This window comes from Grimontia sp. NTOU-MAR1 (assembly GCF_035758505.1).
GTDB lineage: Bacteria > Pseudomonadota > Gammaproteobacteria > Enterobacterales > Vibrionaceae > Enterovibrio > Enterovibrio marinus.
On sequence record NZ_CP142108.1, the window covers coordinates 2,326,470 to 2,352,078 of the forward strand.

Below are 25,609 nucleotides of genomic sequence, written 5' to 3' on the forward strand. Positions count from 1 at the left end.
CGGTGAAAAAAAGTTCAATCCAAAGATTTGGCGCAGAAAAAGGGCATCAAATGATGCCCTTTTTGCTAGTGCGTCGTCAAATCTTATTCGACGATTTTAGCAACAACGCCCGCACCAACAGTACGGCCGCCTTCACGGATTGCAAAGCGCAGACCTTCGTCCATCGCGATTGGTGCAATCAGAGTTACAACCATTTGGATGTTGTCGCCTGGCATTACCATCTCAACGCCTTCTGGCAGTTCGATAGTACCGGTCACGTCAGTCGTACGGAAGTAGAACTGTGGACGGTAGCCTTTGAAGAACGGAGTATGACGGCCGCCTTCGTCTTTAGACAGAACGTATACTTCTGACTCGAAAGTTGTGTGAGGAGTGATAGAACCCGGCTTAGCCAGTACTTGACCACGCTCAACTTCGTCACGCTTAGTACCACGCAGCAGAACACCAACGTTCTCACCTGCACGGCCTTCGTCAAGAAGCTTACGGAACATCTCAACGCCAGTACAAGTAGTAGTGGTAGTCTCTTTGATACCAACGATAGCAACTTCGTCACCTACGCGAACGATACCTTGCTCAACACGACCCGTTACAACAGTACCACGGCCTTGGATTGAGAATACGTCTTCGATTGGCAGAATGAATGGCTTGTCGATCGCACGCTCTGGCTCTGGAATGTAAGAATCCAGTGCTTCTGCCAGCTCAACGATTTTCGCTTCCCACTCAGCTTCGCCGTTCAGTGCACCCAGTGCAGAACCTTGAATGACTGGGCAGTCATCACCTGGGAATTCGTACTCAGACAGCAGTTCACGAACTTCCATCTCAACCAGCTCAAGCAGCTCTTCGTCGTCAACCATGTCACACTTGTTCATGAATACAAGGATGTATGGAATACCAACCTGGCGACCCAGCAGGATGTGCTCACGAGTTTGTGGCATTGGACCGTCAGTTGCCGCAACAACCAGGATACCACCGTCCATTTGCGCAGCACCAGTGATCATGTTTTTAACATAGTCAGCGTGTCCTGGGCAGTCTACGTGTGCGTAGTGGCGAGTTGGAGTATCGTACTCTACGTGTGAAGTAGAGATGGTGATACCACGCTCACGCTCTTCTGGCGCGTTATCGATTGATGCGAAGTCACGCGCTGAACCGCCGTAAGTTTTAGACAGTACAGTACAGATTGCTGCAGTCAGAGTGGTTTTACCGTGGTCAACGTGGCCGATAGTACCAACGTTAACGTGCGGTTTCGTACGTTCAAATTTTTCTTTAGACATGACAGTCCCTCTAAGCACGGTATTTTGGTGGTTTAACGACCACACATACAACAAACGGATTTTTGTTGAGCATATGACAAATGGCTTGAAGTAACTTTGGGGAGAAAGAGTGGTGCTGATACCCAGATTTGAACTGGGGACCTCACCCTTACCAAGGGTGCGCTCTACCGACTGAGCTATATCAGCACTATAAGATTGGAGCGGGCAGCGGGAATCGAACCCGCATCATCAGCTTGGAAGGCTGAGGTAATAGCCATTATACGATGCCCGCTTTCAGTTTCTCGTAGAGCTATTCAAACTATTTGAAATAATGGTGGTGGGAGAAGGATTCGAACCTTCGAAGGCGGAGCCGTCAGATTTACAGTCTGATCCCTTTGGCCACTCGGGAATCCCACCAAATTGTTCTTTTTTGTCGTAATGGTGCCGGCTGCCGGAATCGAACTGGCGACCTACTGATTACAAGTCAGTTGCTCTACCAACTGAGCTAAGCCGGCGACAAGTGCTGCGCATTCTATTCAATGATTTTTAACGTTGCAATAGGTAAATTGAAAATTTCACCTAAATAAGATCTTATGGAGCATTAATTCACCAATTTTCTCCGTTTTTTAGCTAGATGGCGCAGCGTTAAATTCCCTCCATACTTCCACAAAACGCATCGATAAGGTATTGTCGCTCTCCTTAACACACAGATTCATCCAGAGCATGAGTGATTTACTAACTCCATATTTGTCGTTCGACCGTGAGCAATGGTCAGAATTGCGCGACTCAGTGCCAATGACGCTTGACGAGACCGATCTCGAAAAGCTCCGTGGTATTAACGAGCATTTGACGATGAATGAGGTGCGGGATATCTACCTCCCACTTTCGCGATTGCTGAATTTGTACGTCAAGGCACGAAAAGGCCGCACCCAAGTCCTTGAGCACTTTTTGGGGCAAAAAGACAATAATGTTCCGTATGTAATTGGTATTGCTGGCAGCGTAGCGGTGGGAAAAAGTACAACTGCACGTTTGCTAAAAGCACTACTGGAACGCTGGCCTGAGCACCCAAAAGTCGAACTCATCACCACTGATGGCTTTCTTCATCCAAACAAGACCCTCAATGAACGCGATCTGATGAAGAAAAAAGGGTTTCCTGAGTCTTACGATATCAGAGGGTTAGTGCAGTTCGTTGCGGATGTGAAGTCTGGAAAATCTCGGGTAGAGGCACCTGTCTATTCGCACTTGGTGTATGACATCACTAAAGATACTAAAGTGGTGCAGCAACCGGATATTTTGATCGTTGAAGGCCTGAATGTACTGCAAAGTGGCATGGATTACCCACACGACCCACACCGTGTTTTCATTTCAGATTTTCTGGATTTTTCTATCTATGTCGATGCTGATAGTGAATTGCTTAAGACTTGGTATATCGAGCGCTTTATGGCTTTCCGCAAAGGCGCATTCCAGAATCCATCTTCCTATTTCCATCACTACACCAAGCTTTCTCATGACGAAGCTGTTGAGACGGCATCGGGCATTTGGGAAGAGATTAACGGCAGAAACCTGGAAGAGAACATCCTTCCTACCCGCGAGCGTGCTGGTTTAATCCTTCAGAAAGGTGCTAACCACGCGGTTCAAACCGTTAGGGTCAGGAAGTAGTTCAGTCGTCAGCGCGCAAGCTGATTTCGCCGCCAAGGTAAGGAGCGATACCGTTTTCGGTTTCCAGCAGTAGTGCCCCTTGCTCATTGATCCCACGCGCAATTCCCTTAACAACACGCTCTCCCAGCAATAATTTTACGGACCTGCCCTGAAAGTTGTCGTAGATATCCCAACGTGGCACAAAACCTGACATTCCGGTTTCTTCATATTGGTTAAGCGCTTCTGTTACGCTATTTACCAAAGCTGCTGCTAAAACGTTTTTGTCGGGGAGTGGATGGCAAGCATCCTGAAGATTTGCCCAGCTTTGATCCACCTCATCCGTTTCAGGCATTGAAACGTTCAGCCCCATACCAATAACCAAATGAGCGGCATCACCAGCCTGGCCTGTCATTTCGACCAAAATGCCTGCAAGCTTTTTGTCATTCCAATAAAGGTCATTCGGCCACTTTACTTTTACGCCTTCTGCCCCCAACTTCTGCAGGGTTTCAGCCATGGAAACACCTACGACAAGGCTTAACCCCATTGCAGCTGCCATACCAGCATCCAATCGCCAATACATGGAAAGATAGAGATTCGCGCCAAACGGAGAAAACCACGACCTGCCCCGGCGTCCACGGCCGGCTTGCTGATACTCAGCAAGACAGGCAGAACCAGATTCCAGTTGTCCGACACGTTCCAAGAGATGCTGGTTCGTAGAGTCAATGACCGGGATAAGCTCAAACGCAGGTACGTTCAACTGGGTTTTCAAAGTGCTTTCATCAAGGAGATTAAGCGGCGATGGTAGGCAATAACCTTTCCCCTGAACGCGAAAAACATCCACACCCCACTGATGCAACACCTTGATGTGCTTACTGATTGCTGCACGGCTCATACCTAGCTCTTCACCCAGTTTTTCGCCAGAGTGGAACTGGCCGTCTGCCAGTATCTTAATAAGGGCTAGGCGCGGCGTGTTATCTAACGCTGGCATACCGCCTCCAACGTGGTTTCTGCGGTAGCATCCATAAAACGTACCTCGTGTTCTAACAAGACTCCAAAACGTTGGTGAACGGTATCAACCACTTCTTTCGCAAGAGTCACGACATCGCTGGATGTTGCACCACCACTATTTACCAGCACCAATGCCTGCTTATCATGAACGGAGGCGCCGCCAACTCTTTTTCCCTTTAAGCCACACTGATCGATAAGCCAGCCCGCAGCAAGCTTCACCTCGGAACTCGACACTTCAAACAATGGCATCTTTTCATTATCAGCTAAGAGAGATTTTACCTGTGTCTTAGGCACAACTGGGTTTTTAAAGAAGCTCCCGGCATTTCCTAACAGATTAGGGTCAGGCAGTTTTTCACTTCGAATTTCGCAGACTTTATCAAACACCTCTTTAGCAGAAACGTCATTCTTAGTCGCCAAATCGCCCAGCGCCCCGTAACCTATTATGGGCTTCCAAGCTTTAGATAACTGGAAGCCTACTGCAAGAACAATGGCTTTATCTTTGAGTTCACGCTTGAACACCGAGTCCCGGTAACCAAATTCACAGGCCCCTGCTCCCATGCGAATGAATTCGCCGGTTTCAAGCATCAGGACGTCGACATATTCGCACCGCTCATTCAACTCAACACCATAAGCACCGATATTCTGGATAGGCGCAGAGCCTACAAGGCCGGGGATCAGCGCAAGATTTTCAAGCCCTGGCATACCCTGTTCAACTGTCCATTTTACCAATTGGTGCCAGTTTTCACCGCCAGCCACATGAAGATGCCAGTGCGATCCCGTCTCTTCAATATCAACACCCTTGAGGCGATTTAGTACAACGACCCCATCAAAGTCTTCACAAAACAGAAGATTACTGCCTTCGCCTAAGATGATCTTTGGCTCGTCAGCATAATCGCGCCAGATCGTGATAAAATCATCTGCGTTTTGCGCTTCAATAATGGCTTTGGCCTGAACATCAATACCAAAGGTATGAAATGGTTTAAGCGATGTAGTAGACAGGATATTCATTCGGATCGCAGTTTCGTTTTGATAAAGTCTTAGCAATGTATACTACCCCATCCACCTTGAATTCACAGTGATTTGATAACCATGGCCGACACCAGATATACCCTTCTCGACCCACTCCGTTTTCCACTGGTGGCTCGTTTTTACAAAATACATTATCCAGCAGGGAAGCCGAAGAAAGACGAAATCATTTGGACTGCAGAAAACAGCAGCGGCCTTTTTGGTTCAGTCAGGTTCCGACAATTTGCAGATTTCCAACTACTGACTGGCATGCTTATCGCTCCCGAGCAACGAGGGAAAAAGCAGGGAGAAGCTTTCCTCAATGCCGTTCAGACTCAGATTCAGACCAAGGCTTGTTATTGTCTTGCGTATCGCTATTTGGAAAACCTCTATAAAGAGGCTGGATTTGAAGTGATAGAGGTCAGTAATCTGCCCGAAGAATTACGTGGCCGATACCAAAGCTACTGCAACAGTGGTAAAGATCTTATCCCTATGGGTCACAACTCAATGTCACAGTTGTAAATCGAGATAGCTGACGCATCGATATCGCTGGAAATTGCACAATTTCTGGTACAATACAGGGTTTGATTTGCATTAACACGACCCAGTGTCGAACTTAATGAGGCAACAATGGTTTCAGCTACTGCAAATAAGCAGTTGATCGATCAGCTCCCGAAAATTGCGCACCGCCCAGACCAGCTAGAAACACTGCTGGATGCGAGCACCTTCAGGGAGCGCCTGCTTCACGAGATAGCACACGCTAGACATCGTATTTACCTTGTTGCGCTTTATCTGCAAGATGACGAGGCGGGCCGTAATATTCTTGATGCGCTCTACGAAGCAAAACATAAGAATCCAGTTCTGGATATCAAAGTGCTGGTTGACTGGCACCGTGCTCAGCGTGGCTTGATTGGCGCAGATAAGTCAGACGGGAACGCGGCACTCTACCGCGAATATGCAGAGAAATACCAATACAAGATTGATGTCTTGGGTGTACCGGTCAGAAACCGGGAAGTCTTTGGCGTGCTGCACCTTAAAGGCTTTGTCTTTGATGATACCGTTATCTATAGCGGTGCCAGCTTGAATGACGTCTATCTTGCTCAGCACGAGCGCTATCGCTACGATCGCTACCATGTCATCAACAGCAAAACACTGGCTGATTGTATGGCGGGTTTTATCGGCAATACTCTGGTCGCCAGTGATGCAGTGACCTGCCTTGCACAACCTAATCGCCCGGAAGTGAAGGTGCTCAAGCCTGCAATCCGTGACCTACGTGCGCGTCTCCAAGCCGCAAGCTATAGCTTCATCTCGCAACACATTAATGACGATCAAGTTGGCCTAACGCCAATGGTGGGATTGGGTAAGCGTAAGAACTTTCTTAATGTGCAAATTTGCCGCCTGATAGCCAGTGCTGAAAGCGAGCTCATTATTTGCACGCCGTACTTTAATCCCCCGCGCAGTGTAACCAGAGAGATCCGAAGTGCACTGCGCCGTGGCGTAAACGTCACAATTATCGTTGGCGACAAAACGGCGAATGATTTCTATATTCCACCGAGTGAGCCGTTCAAAACAATTTCTGGTCTGCCTTACCTTTATGAAATAAACCTGCGTAACTTTGCACGTCGTAACGAGGCTGCCATCGCAAAACGTCAGTTAAAAATTCACCTTTGGAAGCATGATGACAACAGTTTCCATCTAAAAGGGATTTGGGTAGACCGCTCTTACATGCTGCTGACAGGTAACAACCTTAACCCTCGTGCATGGAAGCTTGATCTAGAGAACGCTATTCTGCTTCACGATAAACGCCGTTTGCTTGAAGCAGAAGCACAAAAGGAAATCGACAAGATCTTGGAGCACACTCAACTCATTGGCAGCTATAAACAGATCGAAAAGTTAGAAGTGTACCCACCTCAGGTGAAGAAACTGCTAAAGCGTATTAAACGTGTCAAAGCAGACCATTTGCTGAATCAGATCCTGTAAGGAGTCAGAAGTGATAGCATCTATCGATGTTGACCCGCAGAAAACCTTTACGCCTATTTGTCCAGGAGAGTTACCCGTAGATGGTGGTGACAAAATTGCTCCCGCACTCAATGAGCAAGCCAAGAAAGCCAGCTTTCGAGTTCTTACAAAGGATGCACATCCTGTTAATGCGGTATGGGTGGTCGACAGTCACAATAAGATGTTAGCTCCTTTGGAACATGCCAATGCAGATCTTACTTGGGTATCCCATGCAGTGCCTGGTACAGAAGGCTTTGAAATTATACCGGGGCTCCCTGACGTTACTGAATATGATCATGTTATTTGGAAAGGTGTTGAGCCTGACTTACACCCATACGGAGCCTGTTTCCACGATATTCAGGAAAAGCTCAGCACCGGTCTTATCGAGTGGCTGAAAGCAAAAGAAGTCACCACTGTATTAGTCGGTGGTCTCGCTACTGACTATTGCGTTAAAACCACTGCCATGCAATTGAAGATGTATGGTGACTTTGATGTTTGGGTTAACCTGGAAGCTTGTCGAGGCATTACTGAAGAAACAACTGAAACTGGCTGCGCTCAAATGCGTGATGCCGGTATCCATGTTATAGCAACGCTGGAAGAATTCAGGGCATAACTCACTCATTTAGGCACAAAAACACCACCTGATAGGGTGGTGTTTTTGTGCCTATTATTTGAAAGCCCCTTACCAGCCACAACTGATTGGTCAGTAGACATGCACCTTCTGCGGGTATGGAAGTTGTCTGTAATTGAGGTTAAAAACGGGGACGGTGATAGGTGTGGAAGGATTAAGATGCAAAAAAGCCCTTACCGTCAGGTCAGGGCTTCTTCTGCTTTTTGTCTTCACTTTTTCAAAAAGTGAAAGAAAATTGGAAGCCTGGCGATGTCCTACTCTCACATGGGGAGACCCCACACTACCATCGGCGCTGTTACGTTTCACTACTGAGTTCGGCATGGAGTCAGGTGGGTCCATAACGCTATGGTCGCCAAGCAAATTCGTTGCTAAGTCTTTACCTTTAAAAAAGGTGAAAACCAAAATCTTGGAAAGCTGTTTGTTATTCTCGTTCTACACATTCAAGGTTCTCTCTGAGTCCGTCAAAACCCCTTGGGTGTTGTATGGTTAAGCCTCACGGGCAATTAGTATCAGTTAGCTCAACGCCTCGCAGCGCTTACACACCTGACCTATCTACGTCGTCGTCTCCAACAACCCTTTAGAGGACTTTAAGTCCTAGGGATGACTCATCTTGAGGCTCGCTTCCCGCTTAGATGCTTTCAGCGGTTATCGATGCCGAACTTAGCTACCGGGCAATGCCACTGGCGTGACAACCCGAACACCAGAGGTTCGTCCACTCCGGTCCTCTCGTACTAGGAGCAGCCCCTCTCAATCATCCAACGCCCACGGCAGATAGGGACCGAACTGTCTCACGACGTTCTAAACCCAGCTCGCGTACCACTTTAAATGGCGAACAGCCATACCCTTGGGACCGACTTCAGCCCCAGGATGTGATGAGCCGACATCGAGGTGCCAAACACCGCCGTCGATATGAACTCTTGGGCGGTATCAGCCTGTTATCCCCGGAGTACCTTTTATCCGTTGAGCGATGGCCCTTCCATTCAGAACCACCGGATCACTATGACCTGCTTTCGCACCTGCTCGAACCGTCATTCTCGCAGTCAAGCGGGCTTATGCCATTGCACTAACCTCACGATGTCCGACCGTGATTAGCCCACCTTCGTGCTCCTCCGTTACGCTTTGGGAGGAGACCGCCCCAGTCAAACTACCCACCAGGCACTGTCCTCAACCCCGATAAGGGGCCTAAGTTAGAACATCAAACATACAAGGGTGGTATTTCAAGGTCGGCTCCACACAAACTGGCGTCTGTGTTTCAAAGCCTCCCACCTATCCTACACATGTAGGCTCAATGTTCAGTGCCAAGCTGTAGTAAAGGTTCACGGGGTCTTTCCGTCTAGCCGCGGGTACACAGCATCTTCACTGCGATTTCAATTTCACTGAGTCTCGGGTGGAGACAGCGTGGCCATCATTACGCCATTCGTGCAGGTCGGAACTTACCCGACAAGGAATTTCGCTACCTTAGGACCGTTATAGTTACGGCCGCCGTTTACCGGGGCTTCGATCAAGAGCTTCGACCGAAGTCTAACCCCATCAATTAACCTTCCGGCACCGGGCAGGCGTCACACCGTATACGTCATCTTTCGATTTTGCACAGTGCTATGTTTTTAATAAACAGTTGCAGCCACCTGGTATCTGCGACTGCCCTCAGCTCCATCCGCAAGGGACTTCACCATGGGCAGCGTACCTTCTCCCGAAGTTACGGTACCATTTTGCCTAGTTCCTTCACCCGAGTTCTCTCAAGCGCCTTGGTATTCTCTACCCGACCACCTGTGTCGGTTTGGGGTACGGTTCCTGATAACCTGAAGCTTAGAGGCTTTTCCCGGAAGCATGGCATCAATGACTTCATCACCGTAGTGACTCGACATCGTGTCTCAGTGTATAGCGTCCCGGATTTGCCTAAGACACCCACCTACGCACTTGAACCTCGACAACCGTCGCGAGGCCCACCTAGCCTTCTCCGTCCCCCCATCGCAGTTATCAGCAGTACGGGAATATTAACCCGTTTCCCATCGACTACGCCTTTCGGCCTCGCCTTAGGGGCCGACTTACCCTGCCCCGATTAACGTTGGACAGGAACCCTTGGTCTTCCGGCGAGGAGGTTTTTCACCCCCTTTGTCGTTACTCATGTCAGCATTCGCACTTCTGATACCTCCAGCAGCCCTTACAGACCACCTTCTACGGCTTACAGAACGCTCCCCTACCCAGATATAAATATCTGCCGCAGCTTCGGTGTATCGCTTAGCCCCGTTACATCTTCCGCGCAGGCCGACTCGACCAGTGAGCTATTACGCTTTCTTTAAATGATGGCTGCTTCTAAGCCAACATCCTGGCTGTCTGAGCCTTCCCACATCGTTTCCCACTTAGCGATAACTTGGGGACCTTAGCTGGCGGTCTGGGTTGTTTCCCTCTCCACGACGGACGTTAGCACCCGCCGTGTGTCTCCCGGATAGTACTTACTGGTATTCGGAGTTTGCAAAGGGTTGGTAAGTCGGGATGACCCCCTAGCCTTAACAGTGCTCTACCCCCAGTAGTATTCGTCCGAGGCGCTACCTAAATAGCTTTCGGGGAGAACCAGCTATCTCCGAGTTTGATTGGCCTTTCACCCCTAGCCACAAGTCATCCGCTAATTTTTCAACATTAGTCGGTTCGGTCCTCCAATTGATGTTACTCAATCTTCAACCTGCCCATGGCTAGATCACTCGGTTTCGGGTCTACGTCATGCAACTCATTCGCCCAGTTAAGACTCGGTTTCCCTACGGCTCCCCTATGCGGTTAACCTTGCTACATAACGTAAGTCGCTGACCCATTATACAAAAGGTACGCAGTCACCTAACACGTAGGCTCCCACTGCTTGTACGTACACGGTTTCAGGTTCTGTTTCACTCCCCTCACAGGGGTTCTTTTCGCCTTTCCCTCACGGTACTGGTTCACTATCGGTCAGTCAGGAGTATTTAGCCTTGGAGGATGGTCCCCCCATCTTCAGACAAGATAACACGTGTCCCGTCCTACTCGTTTTCACGTTAAACAAGCCGTCGTGTACGGGGCTATCACCCTGTATCGCGCCACTTTCCAGAGGCTTCCACTAACTCATAAAACGCTTAAGGGCTAATCCGGGGTCGCTCGCCGCTACTGCCGGAATCTCAATTGATTTCTTTTCCTTCGGGTACTTAGATGTTTCAGTTCCCCGAGTTCGCCTCCACACACCTATGTATTCAGTGTGGGATACTGGCTTATGCCAGTGGGTTTCCCCATTCGGACATCCCAGATTCAAATGGCTGTTACTGCCTTATCTGGGCTTATCGCAAGTTACTACGTCCTTCATCGCCTCTGACTGCCAAGGCATCCACCGTGTACGCTTAGTCACTTAACCATACAACCCCAAGAGGTTTCGCAGGTTTAAACAACCAAGGTTGTTCTTATAAGAACATGTTCACCCTTTTTGCCTCTGCTTTTTCTTAAAAAGCGGAAACATAAAGCGATGAACGATTTCGCCGGACTCAAATATTGTTCATCACTTCCTAAGAAGGATGAAACCAAGAACACTTGAATGTGTTTGGTGTTAATTCCGAAGAATCAACATTTGAGAACTTTTACAAACAAACTGAATCAGTTTGTTTAGTCAGCTTTCCAGATTTTTAAAGAGCATGTGATGTGTTCTAGTGAACAACCACTTTTTAAGAACACTCACCATTCTCTGTTCGAAGAGAAGTGTGCTTAAAGAGTGGTGGAGCTATGCGGGATCGAACCGCAGACCTCTTGAATGCAAATCAAGCGCTCTCCCAGCTGAGCTATAGCCCCACACCGATACTTAGCTATTGACCAACCGCTTTCAAAACAAGGGGTGAAAGAAGGACGTTTAGTTCGCTAAACGACGAGTTTCACAACGCAGTGTTGGAAGTGGTTGGTGGGTCTGAGTGGACTTGAACCACCGACCTCACCCTTATCAGGGGTGCGCTCTAACCACCTGAGCTACAGACCCATCTAAGTATGTTCTTTTTCTTTTTGACCGTAGCAATCTGTGTGGACACTGGCATCAATAGTATCGTTAAGGAGGTGATCCAGCCCCAGGTTCCCCTAGGGCTACCTTGTTACGACTTCACCCCAGTCATGAACCACACCGTGGTAAACGCCCTCCCGAAGGTTAAGCTATCTACTTCTGGTGCAGCCCACTCCCATGGTGTGACGGGCGGTGTGTACAAGGCCCGGGAACGTATTCACCGTGGCATTCTGATCCACGATTACTAGCGATTCCGACTTCATGGAGTCGAGTTGCAGACTCCAATCCGGACTACGACATACTTTCTGGGATTCGCTTCACATCGCTGCCTCGCTGCCCTCTGTATATGCCATTGTAGCACGTGTGTAGCCCTACTCGTAAGGGCCATGATGACTTGACGTCGTCCCCACCTTCCTCCGGTTTATCACCGGCAGTCTCCCTGGAGTTCCCACTCGAAGGCTGGCAAACAAGGATAAGGGTTGCGCTCGTTGCGGGACTTAACCCAACATTTCACAACACGAGCTGACGACAGCCATGCAGCACCTGTCTCACAGTTCCCGAAGGCACACCAGAATCTCTTCCGGCTTCTGTGGATGTCAAGAGTAGGTAAGGTTCTTCGCGTTGCATCGAATTAAACCACATGCTCCACCGCTTGTGCGGGCCCCCGTCAATTCATTTGAGTTTTAATCTTGCGACCGTACTCCCCAGGCGGTCTACTTAACGCGTTAGCTCCGAAAGCCACAGTTCTAGACTACAGCCTCCAAGTAGACATCGTTTACGGCGTGGACTACCAGGGTATCTAATCCTGTTTGCTCCCCACGCTTTCGCATCTGAGCGTCAGTCTTTGTCCAGGGGGCCGCCTTCGCCACCGGTATTCCTTCAGATCTCTACGCATTTCACCGCTACACCTGAAATTCTACCCCCCTCTACAAGACTCTAGCCTGCCAGTTCAAAATGACTTTCCCAGGTTAAGCCCGGGGCTTTCACATCTTGCTTAACAGACCGCCTGCATGCGCTTTACGCCCAGTAATTCCGATTAACGCTCGCACCCTCCGTATTACCGCGGCTGCTGGCACGGAGTTAGCCGGTGCTTCTTCTGCCGCTAACGTCAAACACTGCACGTATTAAGTACAATGCCTTCCTCACGGCTGAAAGTGCTTTACAACCCGAAGGCCTTCTTCACACACGCGGCATGGCTGCATCAGGCTTGCGCCCATTGTGCAATATTCCCCACTGCTGCCTCCCGTAGGAGTCTGGACCGTGTCTCAGTTCCAGTGTGGCTGATCATCCTCTCAAACCAGCTAGGGATCGTCGCCTTGGTGAGCCTTTACCCCACCAACTAGCTAATCCCAACTGGGCCCATCCGGTAGCGAGAGGCCATAAGGTCCCCCTCTTTGGTCCAAAGACATCATGCGGTATTAGCCACCGTTTCCAGTGGTTATCCCCCTCTACCAGGCAGGTTCCCAGCCATTACTCACCCGTCCGCCGCTCGCCGCCCAATAAATCATCCGAAGAATCTTTATTGTCGCTGCCGCTCGACTTGCATGTGTTAGGCCTGCCGCCAGCGTTCAATCTGAGCCATGATCAAACTCTTCAATCAAAGTTTTTGGCTCGATGAAATACTGTTGTTGTTTTGTCTCCGCTTTTTAAAAAAGCAGAAGCAAAACGAATTGACTGTGCCGATATAACCGAAGTTATTTCGTTTGGTCACTCAGTAAACATCGATAAATCTTTTGTCTATCAATCACGAGTGCCCACACAGATTGCATAGGTCAAATTGTTAAAGAACGTTGACTTGAAGAAGCGTCGCTTCTCACCGTCAGGGCTGCGAATTTTACGCTGCCGGGCGATGAAGTCAAGAAGAAATTTTGAGATTTTTCAGCGTTGCTTTCGCAACCCTCAAAACACCTTATTGACTTGCCTCTCGGGCCTCTCGGGGTGAATTTCCCTCCGAAGCGGGCGGCCATTTTACTGATTCGAAACAGCGCGTCAAGCGTTTATTTCAACTCAATTTTTGAGGCCTTCGCCGTACCGATTTGAGTGGGCGTTTCCGCTGTGGGAGCCGCTCTCCGTGTCGGTGAGGCGGCATTATAGAGACTAGGATCACATTGGCAAGGGTTTTTATTGGTTTTTTTTCCGATTGAACACAATTCAACCTAAACTTTGAAAAACACAACAAATTGCAACATTAGATAGCCGTCACATTCACTTACTAGCAATAAGAACTCAATATCCGTAATATCAACCCGACAATTGTATTTATTTTAGTCAGCATTGATTTCAATTCTTCATGCTATTTCTTCTAACCGACGTTTACTTTAGACGATTACTTTAGACGATTATGAAAACATCTATCAGCTTGCTTATTACTGCAGCCATTGCATTGCTTGGTGCATTGCTTTTAAACAACTCTACTTTAATTGCCAGTACTGGTTATGCATTTGCTCTTGGTGCTATTACAACAGGTATTGCCATTTCTCTTTTTTCTACTAAATCTTCAAGCGATATTTCAGACTCTACTCCTTCTACTAGCAAAACCATCTATGTAGGTAACCTTCCTTACCGTGCTAATGAGAATGACGTAAAGGAATTGTTCTCTAAACATGGTGAAGTATTTGCCGTACGCTTGATGAAAGATAAGCGTACAGGGAAGCGACGTGGCTTTGGGTTTGTCGTGATTGCAGCGGGAGATGCCCCTGAAGCAATAGAGGCATTAAACAATAGTGAATATGGAGAAAGGACGCTAAAAGTTAGAGAGGCGAATGATCCTAGAAAATCGGAGCGCGGTTAATAGTTGCAAAACCCAACTTTACCAGTTCCTGATTTAGCGCTTCCTCTTCTTTAACTGGAGCACTGCTAAAAACAAAATGTTTAGCTTTGCTGGGGGAGGTCTTTTGATCTCCCTCTTTTAATAATGTCACTACACGATTTGCTATTGCGCTTCCTGAATCAATTACCAGACACTGTTCGCCCAGAATGTCTTCAATTTCTTCTTTGAGTAATGGGAAATGCGTGCATCCTAATACAATGCAGTCTGTTTTATTAATAAACGGAGCCAATACTTGTTTTAATAATTGCTTATCAATAGGCGTACCACGTAATTTCCCCTCACCCATTTGTACTAGCTCTGTTGAGCCAACCATTTCTACTTGGCAATCGGGCGCAAATTCTTTGACCAGTTGATGGGTATAGGATCGTCTTACCGTAGCTGGCGTTGCTAAAAGACCGATACATTTAGATTTACTTAACATAGCAGCAGGTTTAATTGCAGGAACAACACCAACAACCGGAATACTCAGTAATGAGCGGAGATGTGGAAGCACCAGAGTACTGGCCGTGTTGCAGGCGATAATCACGAGTGCAATATCATGCTCATTACAGATAGCTGACACCATGCCACACACACGTTGGACAAGCACATCGTCCGCCAGCTCTCCATAAGGAAAAGCTGCATTATCGAAGGCATACACGACATGCTGATCCGGCAATTCCTGAGCCACTTCCTTATAAACAGAAAGCCCACCCACACCAGAATCAAAAATCAGCACACTCTTCACGCTATAACCCTTCGTTATCTACTTGCGACGCAATCATACTTTGCGCGCCATCGAATTTGAATCTTTCAACTAACGAGATGATAGCTGAGGTGATGGAATCTCCCCTCTCGCTGAAAGCCTGTGATCTCGATATCGAGTGGGTATTGAAAGCAAGGCGCATCCGTGACAATAGTGTGGAACTCTCCGTCTTCACCGCAAGGGTCACAACCCAAAAGTAAGTCAGCAATCAATGCTGAGTTGTAATCTCTTCCGAGGTACTTTCCGTCCAACTGAGAAGTATCAACAGTCGACAGTGTCGTCTTGATTCCGGATGAAATAATTTCGTTTGCAAGCACAATGCTTTCATCACCCAACAAAGGAAAAATGCATTGCCAGCCCTGAGGTTCAATATAGCTTCTGCGGTATTCTTCTATGCCATTACAGAACATATCGCCGAACGCTACGGCATCCACATTGAGCCCACTACCGCGTATACCTTCGACAACCCTCTTCTGATAAACATCATTGGGAGGAAAAACTTCGCTCAGTTCGATAAGCACCAGAGGCAATCCAATACTTGCTGCCTGCGCTTTGACAACCTTGATGGGCGTGGCCTGGAAAGGAACAGTGCCTGCTACGTAAGTGGTATAAAGCCCGACAACTTGATAACGATCGTCTTCTAGCAGTCGGCACAGTGTCAAGGTTGAGTCCTTACCGGATGACCAACTGACAATGACGCGTTTTTTCATAAGTGTTCCTGAAAGTAAAAAGCCGCCCTTTGGCTAACACCTATCACTTAAGGTTTAAGGTGCTTAGAGCGAACAGGGTAGCGAGTTTTATTAATACGAACGGTCCTCGCTTTGGGCCGTTTTCTTTTTTTGGGGAGTATGTAGCGTTTCACTCTCTCCCGCATGGCTCTTAGCTTTCTCGGGATTGAGCCGGGGGCTGCTATCGCACACCACATCAGCTCATCCTGAATATCTCTCAATGCCATCATAAAACTTATCCGCAATGGCGATACCTGCGCCTCTCTCGCAATACGACTGATTTCCAGACGAACCAAATTGTAAGCTATCAATAGTCCCCAGATTTCTTGTATTACCCCCTCCACAGACTGACTTCGTAGCAGCACTTCATCTTCAAGCATATTGTGCTTTATCTCTCCGTAGCTGTTCTCTATTTCCCATCGCTCAAAGTACACATCCAGTAATGACTGCGTACCATATTCCAGACTCGTTAAGGAGGTGAGGACACCTTTGACGTGATTGGGTTGCTCTGGCTTGGGGGACAGGACAAGGCGGGCTTGCCATTTCTCCGGCAAGCTCGGGTCTTGTTTCCGAGCATGGGCTGACACTTTCATTTCCACTAAAAGGTCTCGCCCTTCCTTATCCAGTTGTTCAATCACTTCATATTGCGTGTTGGATTTTATCGGCGTCATCCAGTGACTCGTCGTATGTTGCCGTTGCCAATTAATCATCAACTCAGCACTGAGGTAACAGCGGTCAAAAATCGTCAGGGAGTGAGCGGGAGCCGAAGCCGCCAGCTGTTTGGCATAAGAGACCTCACCTGTCGAGCTGGGCCCAAAGACAACATCATGTAATAAACGACTTCGCAGCGATGTGAGGGCACATAATCGAACAATCGGGTATTCAGTATGGTGGTTTTCATTGTACTTGATGTATTGGAAGTGCTCCGCAAGACAGGCGGTATCATGGGTGCGGAACTGAGTGCCGTCGACTGAAAGTAAACTTAGGCCAAACCATTTGTCATCGCTATCTTCCTGCTGGGTCCAATGGGCGGCTGTCAGTTTAAAAAGCGCTTCCAAAGGTTGGGCGGTGAGGCGCTTTCTCGCTTGAGGGATAGCACTTGGTGCAACAGAATCCCCTAAGTGGTTGGAAAGCTTGAGGTCTAATTTATCTAAAACTTCCGTGATGGGTTTATCCCGATACAAGCCAATACCGACAATCAACCAAACGACAAGTTCGGCGGGTAACTTACGCCGTCTCATACTGGCTTTGTTCGTCGAATCAAGGGCTTGCTCTATCCATTCGAGCGGGAGTTCTTTTTGGAAGAGAGCCATTGATTCGGGTGCAGCAAACGTATCGACATCAATCAGCCAGTGAGCCAACATAAAAAATACCCTCAGCAATTAGTGTACTGAGGGTATTGTTAACCATCTGTAGGATCGTTCAACTGATCAATGCCTTAACTGATCGGTGTTAGCCCTTTGGCGGCTTAGTGAACCTTAGAACTGATATGTACCAGTTACATAGAACGCTCGCTCACTTCTAGGATAATACCCGTCATATTGAACGTACGAAGCGTATTGTTCATCAAACACGTTCTCTAGACTACCTGACAAAGTCAGAGATTCATTAATGTTGTAATTAACTGCTAAGTTTACTAGCCAGTATGCACTAACTTTCCCCGACGAATTTGAATAGTCACCCGCTTGGTACATTGATCCCGTATAGACCGCGTCAGAGTAAACATCCACGCTATCTGTAATGAAGTAGTTCATCCCGACTCTTGCAGTATGATTTGCTACCCAAGGAACATCTTTGTCTTTATCCTCGCCTTCGGTAACTTCCGCATCAACAAAACTGTATTCAGCAGAAACAAGGAAGTCTTCATTGATGTAATAGTCACCATAGATGGAAGCGCCATTTCGTTCAGATGCATCAGCATTCACGTTTGCACCATTAAACAGCCCCCCATTTGGTGGAGCTGCACTACTCAGAAAAACAATTTCATCTTCTAGTTGTAAATTGAACACATCAATACGGATTGAATAATCACTGTCAGTGTAGTGCCACCCCAACTCATTGGATAAACCTGTTTGCGGTTTTAATCCGACTACATTTGCTGGTGTGTATGCTTGCTCTGATATTTTCGCAAAGCGGAAGTTGCTCTCGGTACGAACATATACACGAGACTTTTTAGAAATCTGGTAGTTAAGCGCCAGCTCATACGCATTAGCGTCATCTTTAAGTTTAACTCCATCAGGGTATACAGCCTGATCGTTAAGATCATCTTTTACACGTCCATAACGACCGCCTACAGTGAAAACCAAGTCCTCAATTAGCGGATATTTATACTGCGAGTAGACATTAAGGGTTCTCTGCTCGATATCTCTGTCAGTAAACGAACTTTTATAGTCATACTCAGCCTTACCTGCATCTACACCAAAGAGGAAATAAGCTTCTCCCGCAGATGTATCATGCTTTCCTTCAACTTGGCTTGATAAGAAAGCCTGACCACTATCTACATTTGTAGCTCCACCCCAAATAGCACCATGCTCAGTCGTATCATCAATGATAAATTCATTTTTCAACAACCAGTCGTCACTTAAAGCTAGGTCAAAGCCTAAGCGTGCAACACGAGTGTAGGCATGACTGTAGTCATCTTTATTTGAAGGGTTAACTTGAGTTGGATCGGTTTCAAACTGCTCTTTTGTCAGGCTTCCGGCATACTCTCGTTCGGTATCATAGTAGCCAAGTTCCAAATAAGCTTTTCTTGTTGTGTTTTCATAATCAACACGGCCCATCAAAGCCCCATTCTGGCTGGCGTTGTGCTTACGATAGCTGTCGGAGTTATCTTGAGTCGCAGAGAAACGATAACTCGTCTTGTCGTTAATTGCGCCAGATGTAGCTACATTCGCATTTACAGAGTCAAAACTTCCATAAGAAGCACTCACTGTGACTCTGTCGTCTTTAGAAGAGCGGGTGACAATATTGATAACGCCACCCACAGCTTGATCGCCGTATAGAACACCTGCACTACCCGATAAAATTTCAATACTTTCGATATCGTTTAGCTGAATGAAGTTCAGGTTTGGTGAAGTAAGATCCAGAGAGTTGAGTCGACGTCCATCTAACAACACTAAAACATTGTTAGCGGCCTGCTCACCGCTCAAGCCACGGAGTGAAAATGATGCTCCACTGTTTGAATCAGATACCTGAATACCAGCACGCCCCTTGAGTAAGGCTTCGAGCGATTTAGCATTGCTTTTTTCGATTTCATCACGAGTAACAACTGTTACATTAGAAGGGATGTCTGCAATGGAGTTTACGAATTCGCTGCGAGCGAAGACAACCATCGTATCGTCAACAGAGGAAGTAGTAGATTCGGCGTGCGCAAACGCAGCCCATAGCAGCATACCTGCCGCAAGTAGCTTTTTAGACATATCAGATCCAAATATCGCGTGTATCCAATGATGTCAGGAGATCCTGAAACCATATTGTGACCCAGCTGATATTCGGACTTGGAGACTACCTACAGTGACGACTTCCCACATTAAAATGCAGTGTCTGGCTTTCGCCGTGTCACTTTCGTTTCTCTTTACCGCTGCGCGCCAGTTCCGGATTCACACCGGATTCCCAGCTGGAGTGAAAGCGCGCAGATTATAGAGAAATCAGCGCGCTATTGATACACAGATATTGAGAACTCAATCTCATTCGTCTGGGAAATGGGTGAATTGTGCTTGGCAGCGCATTCAGTAACTGAGACTAACAAACTCCACTTCTTCCACATCTAACTTCATCTTGATGTACACCGTCAGCACAAAGAAGAAGTTGGCAAGCAGGTTGGCGAAACGGGGCAGTACAGGCTCAAAGGTCACGCCTGATTCATCTAAGCGGTGAAGTAAGCGCACGGTTTTCTTTGATCCCGTGCGGCACTGATGTAGCGCCATTACACCAACCGGACCTCTTGGCAGCACAAAGCGGTTAATACGGCCACGGCTCAGTTCGTTGTAGTAATCATATCTGGCATGCAGCAATTCCAAGTCTTCATCAAAGATGGCTGTCTTCCCACGCACCGAACCATTGAGGTGATAGATTTTCGGGTGAAGGGTCTCGAGATCTTCCCGCACATCATCAAAACCTTCCGGCAAGGTTGCCAGTGCCATCCCCACCAGACTGCAAAGCTCGTCAGTGTGGATTTCATAGTCGCAGGTCAACGCCGATTCATAGATAAACGGATAACAAATCTCTTTGCGGTTCTTTGGTTTTCGAAAGCTCATGACAAGGCTCGGTGTGATTAAAGTGTGCCAATATTATCCCAAGGCGCAGGTTTACGCTTCTACTGGCGAAAAAGTCAGCGAAAAGGCTGGACAATATGGTTCCGCTACTTACAATTTGCGCTCATTTTTAGTTATGCAGGTTAGGTAATATGAGCAATACCCTGATTGACACCACCCAATATCAGGCGCAGTTGGACGAGAAAATCGCGCGTATGCAAGGCGCGTTCGCCGAGTTCAATGCTCCTGAGCTGGAAGTGTTTCCGTCTCCAGACAAACATTACCGCATGCGTGCGGAATTCCGCGTCTGGCATGAAGGGGATGACCTCTATTACATCATGTTCAATCAAGAGACTAAGCAGAAGTACCGTGTGGACCAGTTCCCGCAGGCAAGCCGCATCATCAACGATCTGATGCCACTGCTGGTTGATGCTATCCGTCCGATTCAAAGCCTGCGTCGCAAACTGTTCCAAGTGGACTTTCTGTCTACCCTGAGCGGTGAAGTACTGGTTTCGATGCTTTACCACCGTCAGCTTGACGAAGAGTGGGAAGTGAATGCGCGCATGCTGAAGCAACGTCTGAACGATGAAGGCTTCAACCTGAACCTGATTGGCCGGGCGCGTAAGCAAAAGATCGTGATTGACCGCGATTACGTGGTAGAAAAGTTAAACGTTAACGATCGCACCCTGACCTACCAGCAAATTGAAAACAGCTTCACCCAACCAAACGGGAAAGTGGCAGAGAAGATGTTGGAATGGGCTGTTGACTGTACCCATGACAGTACAGGCGATCTGCTCGAACTCTACTGCGGAAACGGTAACTTTTCGCTGGCACTGGCAGACAACTTCGATCGCGTGCTGGCAACAGAACTGGCTAAACCTTCTGTTGAATCTGCGCAGTGGAACATTGCAGCGAACAAGATCGACAATGTCCAAATCATCCGTATGTCTGCGGAAGAATTCACGGAAGCGATGGAAGGTAAACGCGAGTTCCGCCGCTTGCAGCAAGCTGGTGTGGATCTGAAAAGCTACAACTGCAACACTATCTTTGTCGATCCACCACGTTCCGGTATGGACGAAGGTACTTGCCGCATGGTGCAGGCATATGACCGCATTCTTTATATCTCCTGCAATCCGGAGACACTGAAAGAGAATCTGGATATTCTGTCAGAAACACATCGCATCACACGTTTTGCGCTGTTTGACCAGTTCCCTTACACACACCACATGGAAGCGGGTGTTCTACTCGAGCGCAAATAAAACGCTGAGAAAAAAGGCGCCTAAGGCGCCTTTTGTGTTTTTGTTGTCAGCATTACTCTTCGACTGGCGTTTCTTCTTTCTTGCCGCCGACACTCAGCCAGCCCATCTTGAACGCCACCCAGAATATCAACAACATGGTCACGATGATGGAGAAGAAATTACCGCCCAACTCTGGTACCTGCATGCGTACAAACGCTGAGTAACCAAACGCACCAACCAGAAAACAGGCAAACGCGATGAGCGGTGTGCCGTCGGTCAGTGGTTGATTAACATGCTGCTGGTAGAAGCAGTACACCGCCAGAACAAAGGCGATGATGGGAAAAATGGAGAATGCAACGCTGTCGATGAAAAGCGTTGCCAGTGATGCGCTACCACATAGACCTGCGATCACTGCGAGAAGGAGAAATTTACGCTCTGATTGGTGATTCTGTTCCATATTACTTACCTGCCTGAAGACAACTTATCCTTGAGAGCATTGCGTACGCGTTCTTTGCGGTACCAGTATGCGCCTTTCGCGATAATGCGCAGCTGGGTAACAAGACGTTCCGCGAGTTCAGCACGTGCACGCTTGTCCAAATCCAGCGCTTCTGCGCCAGAGCTGAATACCAAAGTGACACATGCCTCTGCCTGATTATAGGCTTCATCTCGGGTCGATCCGCCTGTCGCTTGGAAATATTCCGTTAGCTCAGCGATAAAGTGTTGAATTTCTCGTGCGACGGCTGCGCGGAAAGCCGCAGAGGTACCTGAACGTTCACGCAATAGCAGCCTGAATACATTGGGGCTGCTTTCGATAAATTCCATGAAGGTTTCGACTGACGTTCTAACAACACTGCCTTCGGTAGCAATACGTTGACGAGCCTGTCGCATCAGCTGACGCAACAACAAGCCACCTTCATCCACCATGGTCAGACCAAGTTCGTCCATATCCTTGAAGTGACGATAAAACGATGTCGGTGCAATACCGGCCTCACGTGCCACTTCGCGTAAACTGAGACTGGAAAAACTTCGGTCTGCGCTGAGTTGGCTAAAAGCCGCATCAATCAGCGTTCGCCGGGTTTTTTCTTTCTGTTGAGCTCTAATTCCCATCGTCAGTGTTTTACCTCATGAAATCTAACCGCAAACTATACTCGGTTTTTATAGTGAGTTCAGTGCTTATACTCCACTTTCCGAGAAGCGAGATCAGATCACCTATGTTTCGTGCAATTAACATCATAAACGGCCTGTTTTTACGTTAAGTAGCGTGATCACCTACGCTGAATAAGAGCGAGTTGATTCTCGCCACGCCCTGTGAGCGCTACACTTAGCCCGCAATCCTTAACATAATGAAAACAAAAGGCCACACGGACATGAGCAAAGCGACTCCTACATCGTCTAACCATTTTGATGTCATCGTAATAGGCAGTGGCCCCGGCGGCGAGGGCGCTGCCATGGGTCTGACCAAGGCGGGTTTACGCGTCGCGGTGATTGAAAAAGAAGGCACCGTTGGCGGCGGGTGTACCCACTGGGGCACCATTCCATCCAAAGCGTTGAGACACACCGTCAGCCGTATTATCGAATTCAACCAGAGTCCGATTTATACTGGCGACAATAAGCAGGTACACAGTACCTTTTCTGCCATTCTCGGTCATGCCCAATCCGTTATCGGCAAACAGACACGCATGCGTCAGGGCTTTTATGACAGAAACCTCTGTAGCATCATTCACGGCAGTGCCAAGTTCAGTGGCACGCACGAAATTGAAGTAAAAGCCGCGGACGGCAGTGTCGACAAATACACGGCAGACAAATTCGTTATCGCAACCGGTTCACGCCCTTACCGTCCAAAAGATGTCGACTTCAGACATCCACGTATCTACGACAGTGACTCTATCCTCTCGCTGCAGCACGACCCTCGCCACGTGATCATTTACGGAGCCGGTGTTATCGGGAGCGAATATGCGTCTATCTTCCGTGGTCTTGGTATAAAAGTGGATTTGATCAACACCCGAGACCGTCTGCTCTCGTTCCTTGACAACGAGATGTCAGACTCGCTTTCCTACCACTTCTGGAACAGCGGCGTTCTGATCCGTAACGATGAGACCTACGAGAAAATCGAAGGTACCAAAGACGGCGTTATCCTGCACCTACAGTCCGGCAAGAAGATGAAAGCCGACTGTATTCTGTTTGCCAACGGCCGTACCGGTAATACTGATGCGCTGAACCTGAAAGCCGTCGGTTTAAAGGCAGATTCACGTGGCCAGCTGAAAGTGAACGATAATTACGGCACCGAAGTAGAGCACGTTTATGCTGTTGGTGATGTGATTGGTTATCCAAGCCTTGCGAGTGCAGCTTACGATCAGGGGCGAATCGTCGCTCAGGCAATGGTAGAAGGTCAGGCCAAAGGCCGCCTTATCGACCATATCCCAACCGGGATTTATACCATTCCGGAAATCAGCTCCGTGGGTAAAACCGAGCAGGAGCTAACCGCAGCAAAAGTGCCGTATGAAGTGGGACGCGCGCAGTTCAAGCATTTGGCGCGTGCACAGATTGCAGGTATGGATGTGGGAAGTCTGAAAATCCTGTTCCATCGCGAAACTAAAGAGATCTTGGGGATCCACTGTTTTGGTGAGCGTGCGGCGGAGATCATCCACATTGGCCAGGCGATCTTTGAGCAAAAAGGCGAAGGAAATACATTGGATTACTTCATCAATACCACCTTCAACTACCCGACCATGGCAGAAGCCTACCGCGTAGCAGCATTGAACGGCCTTAACCGTCTGTTCTGATTTGCTAACAGGCAATAAAAAACGGAGCTTCTGCTCCGTTTTTTTATCTCTGAACGATGGCGAAAACTGGTTGCGTTAACCTTCCAATCTCACAATCTGTCGCCAAGGCAGCTCGGTGTCACCCAGTACAATGAAATTAGGGTTTTCCAGTGAATCCCGCTCGTTGTAGGAAAGCGGTGAAAGCGTCATATCCAGAATACGTCCGCCCGCCTCTTCCACGATGCATTGGGTTGCCGCCGTGTCCCATTCGCCGGTTGGGCCAAGGCGAAGGTAACAATCCACTGCGCCTTCTGCCACTAGACAAGACTTAAGCGCCGCAGAACCTAAAGGCACCAAGTCATAATTACGGCTCGGTTCAAGGCGGTCAGTGATGGCTTTGATGTCCTGGCGGCGGCTGATCGCAATCGACAGGGAAGCTAATTCGTCTTCATGCTTGAGGATAGACAGACGGTGTTTTTCACCATCCGGCATTACTTTCCAAGCACCATGACCTTTGGCTGCGTAGTAAGATACTCCTGACACCGGGCCATACACCACGCCCATCACCGGCTGGTTGTTTTCCACCAGCGCGATAATGGTGGCGAAATCGCCACTCCCAGCAATAAACTCCTGTGTGCCATCCAGCGGATCCACCAGCCAGTAACGCTCCCAGTTGCCACGTTCGGCGAACGGAATCGATGCATCTTCTTCTGATAACACAGGAATATCCGGGGTTAACGCACTCAGACGTTCAGTCACCAGTTTATGCGCAGCAAGATCGGCACTGGTCACCGGTGTGTCATCGCTTTTAATGTTCTTTTCAAATTCACCGCGCTGATAGATGTCCAGGATCACCTGACCGGAAGCCCGGGCAATCTCTATCACCGGCTGAAGCAGTTGTGACAGCTCCATGTAACACTCCTCTTGGGCTCTCACACTACGACTTTGTCCAATAGCCTTTGGTCACGAAATGATCAGCGGCCGGAAAGCTCTCTCAAGGCCAACAGTAATGCGGTAATACTGCGTGCTTCCCCAAAATCGACGTGAGATAACAATTCTTCTGCCTGCGCGACGGGCCAACGGACCAATTCCAATGGCTCAGGTTCATCGCCCTCGAGCTTCTCTGGATATAGGTCCTGCGCCAACAACAGGGTCATTTTGCTGGAAAAGTAAGACGGTGCGAGCACCACCTCTTTCAGCGGGAACAATTGATGGGCACCGAAACCGATTTCCTCTTTGAGCTCTCGGTTTCCCGCTTCTAAGGCGGTCTCACCAGGATCAATTAGCCCCTTTGGAAAGCCTAGTTCATAACGTTCAGTTCCGGCAGCGTATTCACGTACCAGCAGCAAATCGCCATTTTCAGTTATCGGCACGACCAATACGGCATTGCGGCCACTTGGTTTCATGCGTTCATAAGTGCGTTCTTCACCGTTACTGAACTTTAAATCCAAGGCTTCAATCTGAAACAGACGCGACTTGGCAACGACCTTGGCGTGAAGGATTTCAGGTGGAATGTGCTTTTTCATGCT

19 protein-coding genes, 6 tRNA genes, 3 rRNA genes and 1 riboswitch are annotated in these 25,609 nt (G+C 48.3%); of the genes, 7 read left to right on the plus strand and 21 right to left on the minus strand.

The window, feature by feature from the left end; all coding sequences use genetic code 11:
• Positions 1-83: 83 nt before the first annotated feature.
• The 5 genes from tuf to VP504_RS10615 form a co-directional block, all read right to left on the minus strand.
• Positions 84-1,268 carry an elongation factor Tu gene (gene tuf, locus VP504_RS10595; protein ID WP_251876817.1) on the minus strand — a complete coding sequence of 395 codons (1,185 nt, stop codon included), beginning with the start codon at positions 1,266-1,268 and terminating at the stop codon, positions 84-86.
• A gap of 110 nt (positions 1,269-1,378) precedes the next feature.
• Positions 1,379-1,454: transfer RNA gene (locus VP504_RS10600), tRNA-Thr, on the minus strand.
• A 10-nt stretch (positions 1,455-1,464) separates the two neighbouring features.
• Positions 1,465-1,539: transfer RNA gene (locus VP504_RS10605), tRNA-Gly, on the minus strand.
• A gap of 40 nt (positions 1,540-1,579) precedes the next feature.
• Positions 1,580-1,664 (minus strand) — tRNA-Tyr (locus tag VP504_RS10610).
• 22 nt (positions 1,665-1,686) lie between these two features.
• Positions 1,687-1,762: transfer RNA gene (locus VP504_RS10615), tRNA-Thr, on the minus strand.
• Between the two features lie 208 nt (positions 1,763-1,970).
• Here VP504_RS10615 and coaA point away from each other — a divergent pair.
• Positions 1,971-2,906, plus strand: coding sequence for a type I pantothenate kinase (gene coaA / locus VP504_RS10620; RefSeq protein WP_325891130.1), 936 nt, complete (start codon positions 1,971-1,973; stop codon positions 2,904-2,906).
• A 1-nt stretch (position 2,907) separates the two neighbouring features.
• Here coaA and birA read toward each other — a convergent pair whose 3' ends face one another.
• Together birA and murB are read right to left on the minus strand one after the other, a co-directional pair.
• Positions 2,908-3,873 carry a bifunctional biotin--[acetyl-CoA-carboxylase] ligase/biotin operon repressor BirA gene (birA, locus tag VP504_RS10625; protein ID WP_325891131.1) on the minus strand — a complete coding sequence of 322 codons (966 nt, stop codon included), beginning with the start codon at positions 3,871-3,873 and terminating at the stop codon, positions 2,908-2,910.
• Positions 3,861-4,901, minus strand: coding sequence for a UDP-N-acetylmuramate dehydrogenase (murB, locus tag VP504_RS10630; protein WP_325894032.1), 1,041 nt, complete (start codon positions 4,899-4,901; stop codon positions 3,861-3,863). Before murB ends, birA begins: the two co-directional genes overlap by 13 nt.
• Before the next feature lie 81 nt (positions 4,902-4,982).
• On the opposite strand from murB, the gene VP504_RS10635 reads away from it, so the two are divergent.
• The 3 genes from VP504_RS10635 (at position 4,983) to VP504_RS10645 (ending at position 7,509) form a co-directional block, all read left to right on the plus strand.
• Positions 4,983-5,420, plus strand: a complete 438-nt coding sequence (locus VP504_RS10635) for a GNAT family N-acetyltransferase (protein WP_325891132.1) — start codon at positions 4,983-4,985, stop codon at positions 5,418-5,420.
• A 108-nt stretch (positions 5,421-5,528) separates the two neighbouring features.
• Entirely contained in the window at positions 5,529-6,878 is a 1,350-nt protein-coding gene (gene pssA / locus VP504_RS10640) for a CDP-diacylglycerol--serine O-phosphatidyltransferase (protein WP_325891134.1), read from the plus strand.
• A 10-nt stretch (positions 6,879-6,888) separates the two neighbouring features.
• The gene (locus VP504_RS10645; RefSeq protein ID WP_325891135.1) at positions 6,889-7,509 is read left to right on the plus strand and encodes a nicotinamidase; all 621 of its coding nucleotides are present in this window, start codon (positions 6,889-6,891) and stop codon (positions 7,507-7,509) included.
• Positions 7,510-7,768: 259 nt separating this feature from the next.
• Here VP504_RS10645 and rrf read toward each other — a convergent pair.
• The 5 genes from rrf to VP504_RS10670 all read right to left on the minus strand — a co-directional run bounded on the left by rrf (position 7,769) and on the right by VP504_RS10670 (position 13,124).
• A 5S ribosomal RNA gene (gene rrf, locus VP504_RS10650) occupies positions 7,769-7,884 on the minus strand.
• Positions 7,885-8,009: 125 nt separating this feature from the next.
• A 23S ribosomal RNA gene (locus VP504_RS10655) occupies positions 8,010-10,897 on the minus strand.
• Positions 10,898-11,249: 352 nt separating this feature from the next.
• Positions 11,250-11,325 (minus strand) — tRNA-Ala (locus VP504_RS10660).
• 104 nt (positions 11,326-11,429) lie between these two features.
• Positions 11,430-11,506: transfer RNA gene (locus VP504_RS10665), tRNA-Ile, on the minus strand.
• Between the two features lie 67 nt (positions 11,507-11,573).
• Positions 11,574-13,124, minus strand: a 16S ribosomal RNA gene (locus VP504_RS10670).
• The 16S, 23S and 5S rRNA genes sit together here with 2 tRNA genes alongside, the layout of an rRNA operon.
• A gap of 741 nt (positions 13,125-13,865) precedes the next feature.
• Here VP504_RS10670 and VP504_RS10675 point away from each other — a divergent pair.
• Positions 13,866-14,315 (plus strand): RNA recognition motif domain-containing protein, encoded by a 450-nt coding sequence (locus VP504_RS10675; protein ID WP_062708794.1) that lies wholly within the window; start codon positions 13,866-13,868, stop codon positions 14,313-14,315.
• Here VP504_RS10675 and murI read toward each other — a convergent pair.
• The 5 genes from murI to VP504_RS10700 all read right to left on the minus strand — a co-directional run bounded on the left by murI (position 14,293) and on the right by VP504_RS10700 (position 20,083).
• Complete coding sequence (gene murI, locus VP504_RS10680) at positions 14,293-15,081, minus strand: glutamate racemase (protein WP_325891136.1); 789 nt, start codon at positions 15,079-15,081, stop codon at positions 14,293-14,295. The genes VP504_RS10675 and murI overlap by 23 nt on opposite strands.
• A 65-nt stretch (positions 15,082-15,146) precedes the next feature.
• Entirely contained in the window at positions 15,147-15,809 is a 663-nt protein-coding gene (locus VP504_RS10685; RefSeq protein WP_325891137.1) for an ATPase, read from the minus strand.
• A gap of 47 nt (positions 15,810-15,856) precedes the next feature.
• Positions 15,857-17,191 (minus strand): IS4 family transposase, encoded by a 1,335-nt coding sequence (locus VP504_RS10690; RefSeq protein ID WP_325891013.1) that lies wholly within the window; start codon positions 17,189-17,191, stop codon positions 15,857-15,859.
• 114 nt (positions 17,192-17,305) lie between these two features.
• The gene (locus tag VP504_RS10695) at positions 17,306-19,246 is read right to left on the minus strand and encodes a TonB-dependent receptor (RefSeq protein WP_325891138.1); all 1,941 of its coding nucleotides are present in this window, start codon (positions 19,244-19,246) and stop codon (positions 17,306-17,308) included.
• 49 nt (positions 19,247-19,295) lie between these two features.
• Positions 19,296-19,502, minus strand: a riboswitch (cobalamin riboswitch).
• A 53-nt stretch (positions 19,503-19,555) separates the two neighbouring features.
• Complete coding sequence (locus VP504_RS10700) at positions 19,556-20,083, minus strand: ATP--cob(I)alamin adenosyltransferase (RefSeq protein WP_325891139.1); 528 nt, start codon at positions 20,081-20,083, stop codon at positions 19,556-19,558.
• Positions 20,084-20,232: 149 nt separating this feature from the next.
• Here VP504_RS10700 and trmA point away from each other — a divergent pair, with 149 nt between their 5' ends.
• Positions 20,233-21,339 carry a tRNA (uridine(54)-C5)-methyltransferase TrmA gene (trmA, locus tag VP504_RS10705; protein WP_325891140.1) on the plus strand — a complete coding sequence of 369 codons (1,107 nt, stop codon included), beginning with the start codon at positions 20,233-20,235 and terminating at the stop codon, positions 21,337-21,339.
• A gap of 52 nt (positions 21,340-21,391) precedes the next feature.
• Here trmA and VP504_RS10710 read toward each other — a convergent pair whose 3' ends face one another.
• Positions 21,392-21,775, minus strand: coding sequence for a YijD family membrane protein (locus tag VP504_RS10710; protein ID WP_062708780.1), 384 nt, complete (start codon positions 21,773-21,775; stop codon positions 21,392-21,394).
• 5 nt (positions 21,776-21,780) lie between these two features.
• Entirely contained in the window at positions 21,781-22,425 is a 645-nt protein-coding gene (gene fabR / locus VP504_RS10715) for an HTH-type transcriptional repressor FabR (protein ID WP_062708777.1), read from the minus strand.
• A gap of 260 nt (positions 22,426-22,685) precedes the next feature.
• Between fabR and sthA the strand changes: the two genes are divergently transcribed.
• Positions 22,686-24,101, plus strand: coding sequence for a Si-specific NAD(P)(+) transhydrogenase (gene sthA, locus VP504_RS10720; RefSeq protein WP_062708773.1), 1,416 nt, complete (start codon positions 22,686-22,688; stop codon positions 24,099-24,101).
• A gap of 75 nt (positions 24,102-24,176) precedes the next feature.
• On the opposite strand, the gene cysQ is transcribed toward sthA, so the two are convergent.
• Together cysQ and nudE are read right to left on the minus strand one after the other, a co-directional pair.
• Entirely contained in the window at positions 24,177-24,992 is an 816-nt protein-coding gene (cysQ, locus tag VP504_RS10725; protein WP_046305057.1) for a 3'(2'),5'-bisphosphate nucleotidase CysQ, read from the minus strand.
• A gap of 62 nt (positions 24,993-25,054) precedes the next feature.
• Complete coding sequence (nudE, locus tag VP504_RS10730; protein WP_062708770.1) at positions 25,055-25,606, minus strand: ADP compounds hydrolase NudE; 552 nt, start codon at positions 25,604-25,606, stop codon at positions 25,055-25,057.
• Positions 25,607-25,609: the final 3 nt, after the last annotated feature.

Excerpts from the sequence above, each read along its gene's own strand:
- tuf (WP_251876817.1), bottom strand. The coding sequence starts at position 1,268 with ATGTCTAAAGAAAAATTTGAACGTACGAAACCGCACGTTAACGTTGGT.
- coaA (WP_325891130.1), top strand. The coding sequence starts at position 1,971 with ATGAGTGATTTACTAACTCCATATTTGTCGTTCGACCGTGAGCAATGG.
- birA (WP_325891131.1), bottom strand. The coding sequence starts at position 3,873 with ATGCCAGCGTTAGATAACACGCCGCGCCTAGCCCTTATTAAGATACTG.
- murB (WP_325894032.1), bottom strand. The coding sequence starts at position 4,901 with ATGAATATCCTGTCTACTACATCGCTTAAACCATTTCATACCTTTGGT.
- VP504_RS10635 (WP_325891132.1), top strand. The coding sequence starts at position 4,983 with ATGGCCGACACCAGATATACCCTTCTCGACCCACTCCGTTTTCCACTG.
- pssA (WP_325891134.1), top strand. The coding sequence starts at position 5,529 with ATGGTTTCAGCTACTGCAAATAAGCAGTTGATCGATCAGCTCCCGAAA.
- VP504_RS10675 (WP_062708794.1), top strand. The coding sequence starts at position 13,866 with ATGAAAACATCTATCAGCTTGCTTATTACTGCAGCCATTGCATTGCTT.
- VP504_RS10685 (WP_325891137.1), bottom strand. The coding sequence starts at position 15,809 with ATGAAAAAACGCGTCATTGTCAGTTGGTCATCCGGTAAGGACTCAACC.
- VP504_RS10690 (WP_325891013.1), bottom strand. The coding sequence starts at position 17,191 with ATGTTGGCTCACTGGCTGATTGATGTCGATACGTTTGCTGCACCCGAA.
- VP504_RS10695 (WP_325891138.1), bottom strand. The coding sequence starts at position 19,246 with ATGTCTAAAAAGCTACTTGCGGCAGGTATGCTGCTATGGGCTGCGTTT.
- VP504_RS10700 (WP_325891139.1), bottom strand. The coding sequence starts at position 20,083 with ATGAGCTTTCGAAAACCAAAGAACCGCAAAGAGATTTGTTATCCGTTT.
- trmA (WP_325891140.1), top strand. The coding sequence starts at position 20,233 with ATGAGCAATACCCTGATTGACACCACCCAATATCAGGCGCAGTTGGAC.
- VP504_RS10710 (WP_062708780.1), bottom strand. The coding sequence starts at position 21,775 with ATGGAACAGAATCACCAATCAGAGCGTAAATTTCTCCTTCTCGCAGTG.
- fabR (WP_062708777.1), bottom strand. The coding sequence starts at position 22,425 with ATGGGAATTAGAGCTCAACAGAAAGAAAAAACCCGGCGAACGCTGATT.
- sthA (WP_062708773.1), top strand. The coding sequence starts at position 22,686 with ATGAGCAAAGCGACTCCTACATCGTCTAACCATTTTGATGTCATCGTA.
- cysQ (WP_046305057.1), bottom strand. The coding sequence starts at position 24,992 with ATGGAGCTGTCACAACTGCTTCAGCCGGTGATAGAGATTGCCCGGGCT.
- nudE (WP_062708770.1), bottom strand. The coding sequence starts at position 25,606 with ATGAAAAAGCACATTCCACCTGAAATCCTTCACGCCAAGGTCGTTGCC.